The organism is Lentiprolixibacter sp. (assembly GCF_982873095.1).
The window spans coordinates 1-6,381 of the sequence record NZ_CEYNTP010000167.1 but is presented as its reverse complement, the minus strand read 5'-3'; the positions used below and the strand labels follow the sequence as shown (position 1 = coordinate 6,381).

The 6,381-nt window shown below is 46.7% G+C and carries 8 protein-coding genes; 4 read left to right on the top strand and 4 right to left on the bottom strand.

The annotated features are described in order from the left end of the window. Entirely contained in the window at nucleotides 1–129 is a 129-nt protein-coding gene (locus tag AC4E7D_RS10280) for a 30S ribosomal protein THX (protein WP_490173711.1), read from the top strand. Here the strand turns inward: AC4E7D_RS10280 and AC4E7D_RS10275 are convergent. From AC4E7D_RS10275 to AC4E7D_RS10260, 4 genes are all read right to left on the bottom strand, one after another. Next, nucleotides 126–491 carry a hypothetical protein gene (locus AC4E7D_RS10275; protein WP_490173710.1) on the bottom strand — a complete coding sequence of 122 codons (366 nt, stop codon included), beginning with the start codon at nucleotides 489–491 and terminating at the stop codon, nucleotides 126–128. The genes AC4E7D_RS10280 and AC4E7D_RS10275 overlap by 4 nt on opposite strands. 43 nt (nucleotides 492–534) lie before the next feature. Continuing rightward, nucleotides 535–1,296, bottom strand: coding sequence for a peroxide stress protein YaaA (yaaA, locus tag AC4E7D_RS10270; protein WP_490173709.1), 762 nt, complete (start codon nucleotides 1,294–1,296; stop codon nucleotides 535–537). A gap of 90 nt (nucleotides 1,297–1,386) precedes the next feature. Then, nucleotides 1,387–2,418 carry an RluA family pseudouridine synthase gene (locus AC4E7D_RS10265; protein WP_490173708.1) on the bottom strand — a complete coding sequence of 344 codons (1,032 nt, stop codon included), beginning with the start codon at nucleotides 2,416–2,418 and terminating at the stop codon, nucleotides 1,387–1,389. A 5-nt stretch (nucleotides 2,419–2,423) separates the two neighbouring features. Beyond that, on the bottom strand, nucleotides 2,424–3,008 hold the full coding sequence (locus AC4E7D_RS10260) for a PASTA domain-containing protein (protein WP_490173707.1): 585 nt from the start codon (nucleotides 3,006–3,008) through the stop codon (nucleotides 2,424–2,426). A 171-nt stretch (nucleotides 3,009–3,179) separates the two neighbouring features. Between AC4E7D_RS10260 and AC4E7D_RS10255 the strand changes: the two genes are divergently transcribed. The 3 genes from AC4E7D_RS10255 to AC4E7D_RS10245 form a co-directional block, all read left to right on the top strand. Continuing rightward, a complete protein-coding gene (locus AC4E7D_RS10255) occupies nucleotides 3,180–4,163 on the top strand; it encodes a D-alanine--D-alanine ligase (RefSeq protein ID WP_490173706.1) in 984 nt (327 codons plus the stop codon). Between the two features lie 25 nt (nucleotides 4,164–4,188). Next, entirely contained in the window at nucleotides 4,189–4,647 is a 459-nt protein-coding gene (gene coaD / locus AC4E7D_RS10250) for a pantetheine-phosphate adenylyltransferase (RefSeq protein WP_490173705.1), read from the top strand. Nucleotides 4,648–4,827: 180 nt separating this feature from the next. Then, on the top strand, nucleotides 4,828–6,381 hold a 1,554-nt coding region (locus AC4E7D_RS10245; protein WP_490173704.1), incomplete at its 3' end, for a PAS domain-containing protein.

Below are 6,381 nucleotides of genomic sequence, written 5' to 3'. Positions count from 1 at the left end.
ATGGGAAAAGGAGATAAAAAATCAAAAAGGGGAAAAATCGTGAATAAGTCCTACGGTGTTCGCCGCCCTAGAAAAATCAAGAAAAAGGCTTCCGTGGAAGACAAGGTAGGTGTGAAAAGCAAAACCTAATCCACCACAAACGTAAGTACTACCTCTCCGGCCTCGGTGACATCCAGTTCATAGGTATAAAAACCTAAGGGAAGCGGGGTTTCCCCAACAAAATCTATAGGCTGCAGGGTATAGGTTTCCTCCCCTGAGTTAATCTGTACAAAGGCATAGGTGTAAGCCGTTTCAAACTCCTGGTAGTCCGAATATTCGTCCGGGGCCACATTGGTATAGGGTGCTGTTGCCTCTCCAACCTGCACCGAATCAAATGGCAGCGTACTGCTGTTTTTGATCCTGATATTTACCGCCTCCAGGTCGTCATCCCGATCTGTACAGGAGAAAAATCCTGTGGTCAGGAGGACCATTAAAAGAAGAAACCGTTTCATTGATGTACCTTTATTTTGGTAACGGTAAGAATCCCAAAATATTCTATCGCACAAATACGGGTTGGTGTTCTTTCAGGGTGTGTTCCGGGCTGTACAGGTAATCATCGTAGTTAAATCCGCGAAGGTCGTCCAGGGTTTTCGCATTGGTATCCAGAATATAACGCACCATTGACCCCCTCGCCTTCTTGGCAAAGAAACTGATGATCTTGAGCTTGTCGTTCTTCCAGTCCTTGAAGATTGGGGTGATTACAGGTACCTTCAGTTTTTTAGCATCCAGGGCGCTGAAATATTCATTGCTGGCGAGGTTGACGAAGAGCTCATCCGCTTGCAGCTCCTGGTTGATGGCATCAGTAAGGGTGCCTTTCCAGAATTCATAAAGATTTTTCTTCCGGCCTACTTTCAATTGTGTCCCCATTTCGAGACGATAAGGCTGTATAAGGTCAAGGGGTTTTAGGATACCGTATAATCCTGAAAGTATCCTCAGGCTGTCCTGTAGCGCATCCAGTTTATCCTTGGGCAGCGAGTAGGCATCCAGTCCCTGATAGACGTCACCACTAAAGGCGTACACAGCAGGCCTTGCGTTCTCCGGGGTAAAAGGCGGATTGAATTCCTGGTTCCGTTCCCAGTTGAGCTCGGCCAGTTTATTGGAAATCCCCATTAGGCTGGAAAGGGCCTTGGGCTTCTTCTTTGCAAGTAACTTATTGAGCTTTTCGGCTTCACTTATAAATTGGGGAAGGGTGAACCGGTCTGTTGGGAGTGGGCGTTCAAAATCAAGTGACTTGGCAGGGGAAATGACAATCTTCATAGCACAGAATTTGCGAGTAAAAATAAAGAGGATTTTTGTGAAATCCACAGGGCTTCCCTAAAGTCTTATCAATGGTTGTATTGATGAAACCTATTTTGACTGCTGGTGGGAGGCGTATTGTCGCCATTTCTCGATACAGGCCGACATATCTTCAGGGAGGTCTGCCTCAAATGTCATTGCCTTACCCGTCCTCGGGTGGGTAAATCCGAGTGTCCTTGCATGCAGGGCCTGCCTGGGCAATATCTTAAAGGCATTCTCTACAAACTGCTTGTATTTGGTAAAAGTGGTCCCCTTCAGGATCTTATCGCCCCCGTAACGCGCATCGTTAAACAGGGTGTGCCCGATGTATTTCATATGGGCCCTGATCTGGTGGGTCCGCCCAGTCTCCAACCTGCAGGATATGAGGGTCACATAGTGCATGCGTTCCAATACCTTGTAATGGGTAACGGCATGCTTCCCATGATCGCCCTCGGGAAATACCTGCATTTGCAGGCGGTTCTTGGGGTTTCGCCCGATATGCCCCGTTATCGTACCCGAATCATCGGCGACATTGCCCCATACCAGCGCGATGTATTCCCGTTCACTGCTCTTGTCAAAAAACTGCTGTGCAAGGTGGGTCATCGCTGCCTCGGTCTTAGCCACCACCAGAAGGCCGGAAGTATCCTTGTCTATCCGGTGCACCAACCCAGGGCGATTGTTGCTGTTCACAGGGAGCTGCTCAAAATGATAGGCCAGGGCGTTGACCAGGGTGCCGGAATAATTGCCATGACCGGGATGCACCACCATGCCCGCGGGTTTGTTTATCACGAGTAAATCATCATCCTCATATACGATAGCAAGGGGGATATTTTCCGGCACCAGTAAAAACTCGTAAGGCGGGTGTTCGAACATCACCTTTACCTCATCGTCCGGTTTTACCCGGTAGTTCTGTTTTACCGACTTGCCATTTACCCAGATATGTCCGGCTTTTGCCGCCTGCTGAATTTTGTTGCGGGTGGCATTTTCGATAAAGTTCATCAGGAATTTGTCTACCCTGAGGGGGTCCTGGCCTTTTGAGGCTACAAAGCTGTAGTGTTCAAAAAGTTCATCTTCCCCGGGCAGGACCTGCTGTTCGTCATCCATGTGTATTAATTATCGGCTTGTACCCTCGCCCGGTCCGGGATGGTCCCGTTGCCGCATACCAGTTCAATTCCCGAGGTTTTGGGTAATTTGTCTCCAGGCTTTACCTGTTTCCCTTTGTGCCGGATGTAGTAGACCATATCTTTTCCCAGTTGATCAATATAGGTGATGCGTTCCACCTCAAGCCCAACCGCCCGAAGCATGGCCGTAGCATTCCGCTGGGTGACCTGAATGATTTGTGGGATGGTAACTTTCTTGTATCCGGAAGGATTTACCGTCACGTAGATCTTCCTGTTCGTTTTCACCTTGTTCCCAGCCGGTGGGTCCTGTTCAATAATGGAAAAGCGGGGGTAGTTGGGATCAAAATTTGCAGAATCCAGGACCTCGTAGCGCAACCCACTCGCCTCCAGTGTTTCTCGCATTTCCATTACGGAAAGTTTGGATAAATCAGGGACCTCCACGAACTCCCCGTGGTGGGTAGAACTTTTTAGCCACTGCAGGGTGAGCAAAACAATTATCACGCCTGCCACAAGGGCAAGGCCCAGGTTGATCAAAAAAACTCTGCTTCTTAAAAATGCAATAAAGGATTTCATGTTCGGTATTGCTTCAGTGTCCAAATATAGGAAATGCCCTAAGTATATATGCAACCGCTCGTCTTCAAATACAACTGCTTTTATAATATACGTAAGGAGATTGTATTTGGGCTTTTTTTGTTTGGCACGAAAAGATGATATTTGTTATGAGCACCGTCAATCGCTACCAGGATGAAAAAAACTGTTGCCATTATTATGGGTGGGTATTCTAGCGAAGTGGATATCTCCATGAAAAGTGGAAGTGTGGTATACACACATTTAAACAATGATACCTACGATGCCTACAGGGTCCACATCCTGAAAGACAAATGGGTGGGGCTGGACGCCTCAGGGAAGGAATACCCGGTAAACCGCCACGATTTTTCCGTGGATTTCGGGGAGGGGCCTGTTAGGTTCGATTGTGTATTCAACGCCATTCACGGCACTCCAGGGGAGGACGGTTATATGCAGGCGTACTTTGCCCTGCTCGGTATCCCGCATACTTCCTGCAACCACTACCAGGCAGCCCTGACCTTTAACAAACGTGATTTTCTCAGCGTCCTTAAACCTTATGGAGTGAAATGCGCGCGCTCCTATTATATCAACCAGGGCGACCCTTTTGATACACGTGTCATTGTAGACAAAGTGGGACTGCCTTGTTTTGTAAAGGCCAACAAGGCCGGGAGCAGTTTTGGGATGTCTAAGGTGTATGCAGTGGAGGATTTGCCCGGGGCGATTGAAAAAGCTTTTGGGGAGGACGATGAGATCCTCATTGAAGCCGCCCTCGAAGGGACTGAAGTATCCGTTGGTGTAATCCGCTATGAAGGTAAAATTAAGGTCCTGCCGATTACGGAGATCGTAAGTGAAAACGACTTTTTCGACTACGAAGCCAAGTATCAGGGTAAATCAACGGAGATCACCCCGGCAAGGATCAGTAAGGAATTGGAGCAAAAGGTTGGCGATGTGGCTGCTTCTATTTACACTGCCCTGAAAATGAAAGGATACAGCCGCAGTGAGTTTATCTTCGTTGGGGAGGAACCCTACCTGCTGGAAATGAACACCACCCCGGGGCTTACCGAAGAAAGTATCCTGCCACAACAGGCACAAGCCGCAGGAATCCCACTGCGCAGATTGTTTGAAAGTGCCGTGGAGGATGCTTTATCCCAAAATACCTAATTTTGAATCAAACACTCAGTTACCTATGAAACGCGCCATCTTCCCGGGATCCTTTGACCCCATTACTTTAGGGCATTACGACATCATCCAGAGGGGCATCTCCCTATTTGATGAACTCATTATCGCTATTGGGATCAATGCCGAAAAACGTTATATGTTCTCCCTGGAAGAGCGCACTCGCTTTATCTCTGAAGCCTTTGCAGACGAACCCAAAGTAAAGGTCCTTACTTACGAAGGCTTGACCATTGACTTTTGTAAACAGGTTAAGGCCAACTATATCCTGAGGGGGTTGCGCAACCCTGCAGATTTTGAATTTGAAAAGGCAATTGCCCATACCAACCGTAAACTTTCTGAAATAGAAACGGTTTTTCTACTCACCTCGTCGGGTAAATCCTACATCGCCTCTTCCATTGTCAGAGATGTAATCAGGCACGGAGGGGATTATACCCTGTTGGTACCCCCTACTGTCCGCGTAAAGGCCTAATAGCCAGACATAACAAAACCATCACCAAAAATTAGCAGAGGGTAAAACTATTTTCACTTTACGGAAATATTGGTATTTTTAGTAAGAATTTTCTTATACTTAACAATTAATTTACCTATTGCCCTTGCGAATTATAGGACACACAACGGGAATCGGCCTCTTCACAACATTCATTGAGTAATGACTGAAAATCCATATACATTAGTAGGAAAATTCGACTACATGTTGAGGGGGACTCAGAATTCTGTAGATAATCTTCTGATTAAACAGCTACCAGTGGCCACCATTTTCATCAATACAAAAATGGAAGTGGTACATGCTTCTGATAGATGGGTTGCCGACTTTGATTTCCGGAACAAAAAAGTTATCGGCACGTCTATATTCGATCTGTTCCCAGATAGCCGTGATTCCTGGAAAAAAGACCTGAAAAAGGTGTTGAAAGGCACCCCCAAGGTAACTGGTATAGAGTCTTTCCTGGACCAAAATGGCGATGAACACTGGTTCAATTGGAGCAATACGCCCTGGTTCAATGAGGAGAACAACATTATAGGTGTAATCATTCAAACCGAAGACATCACAGATGAGATCTTCGACAATACCAAACTCGAGAAATTAGAGATCCTGCTAAATGATAAATCCGAGATTTCAAGGATTGGCAGCTGGCAATACGATGCGGTTAAAAAAGATTTGATGTGGTGCGATATTACCAAGGAAATCCATGAAGTCCCTGCAGACTACAAGCCCAATATTGAAACCGCCATCAAATTCTACAAGGAAGGGTACAGCCGGAATACTATTGCTTTGGCTGTAGACCAGGCCATGCAGGAAGGGAAACCCTGGAAAGAAAAGCTACAGCTTATCACTGAAAAAGGCAGGGAAATATGGGTACTGGCAGCAGGAAAACCCATATTCAAAGACGATAAGTTCCTGGGGTTGATCGGGACCTTTCAGGACATCACGGATGAAATCCTTATCAAAAAGAAGAACGAGGAGCAGGAAAGGCTCTTTAAAAGTATATTTAATTCTTCCTACCAGTTCACCGGAATTCTGGACCTTGACGGGACCTTCTTACAGATCAATGAGACTGCTTTGGAGTTTGCCGACCTGAAACCAGAAGAGGTAGTGGGTAAAAAGTTCTGGGATGCCTATTGGTGGCCCATGCCCGATATGATCAAAGAGGGCTTAAAAAATGTGGTAAAAGCCGCTGCCGGTGGCGAGGTAATGCGAAGTGAGATCGTTGCCCTCGACCGGAACAAACAGGCAGTACCTGTTGACTTTAGTTTAAAACCCATTTACGACAAAGATCACAAAGTAACCTCTCTGCTCGCGGAAGGTAGGATGATCAAGGAGATGGTTGAAGCCCGGCAGAAACTCAAATTAAGCGAAAAGAAATTCCGGGCACTCTTTGAACTTTCCCCGATCCCGATTAATCTGAGTGATTTTGACACCGGCGAGATCCTGGAAGTCAATACGGCGTTCAAAGACGTTATTGGTTGTGAAAGGAACGGGGTTCCTAACTGTAAGTACTCTGATATTGTTGCAAATACAGATAGACTGAAGCTGAGTGAAATTAAAATGCTCCTGGAAAAGAACGGCACCTTCGGACCACTGGAGCACGAATTGCTCCGAAAGGACGGAAGCAGTATAAGTGTCAGCCTCAGTGGGTCCCTCGTAGAGACCAAACGCGGTCAGCGCCTGCTATGGACCGCTTCCCAGGACGTTACAGAACTCATT

Bases quoted from the DNA above. Each gene is read 5' to 3' on its own strand.
- AC4E7D_RS10280 (WP_490173711.1), top strand. From the start codon at position 1: ATGGGAAAAGGAGATAAAAAATCAAAAAGGGGAAAAATCGTGAATAAG.
- AC4E7D_RS10275 (WP_490173710.1), bottom strand. From the start codon at position 491: ATGAAACGGTTTCTTCTTTTAATGGTCCTCCTGACCACAGGATTTTTC.
- yaaA (WP_490173709.1), bottom strand. From the start codon at position 1,296: ATGAAGATTGTCATTTCCCCTGCCAAGTCACTTGATTTTGAACGCCCA.
- AC4E7D_RS10265 (WP_490173708.1), bottom strand. From the start codon at position 2,418: ATGGATGACGAACAGCAGGTCCTGCCCGGGGAAGATGAACTTTTTGAA.
- AC4E7D_RS10260 (WP_490173707.1), bottom strand. From the start codon at position 3,008: ATGAAATCCTTTATTGCATTTTTAAGAAGCAGAGTTTTTTTGATCAAC.
- AC4E7D_RS10255 (WP_490173706.1), top strand. From the start codon at position 3,180: ATGAAAAAAACTGTTGCCATTATTATGGGTGGGTATTCTAGCGAAGTG.
- coaD (WP_490173705.1), top strand. From the start codon at position 4,189: ATGAAACGCGCCATCTTCCCGGGATCCTTTGACCCCATTACTTTAGGG.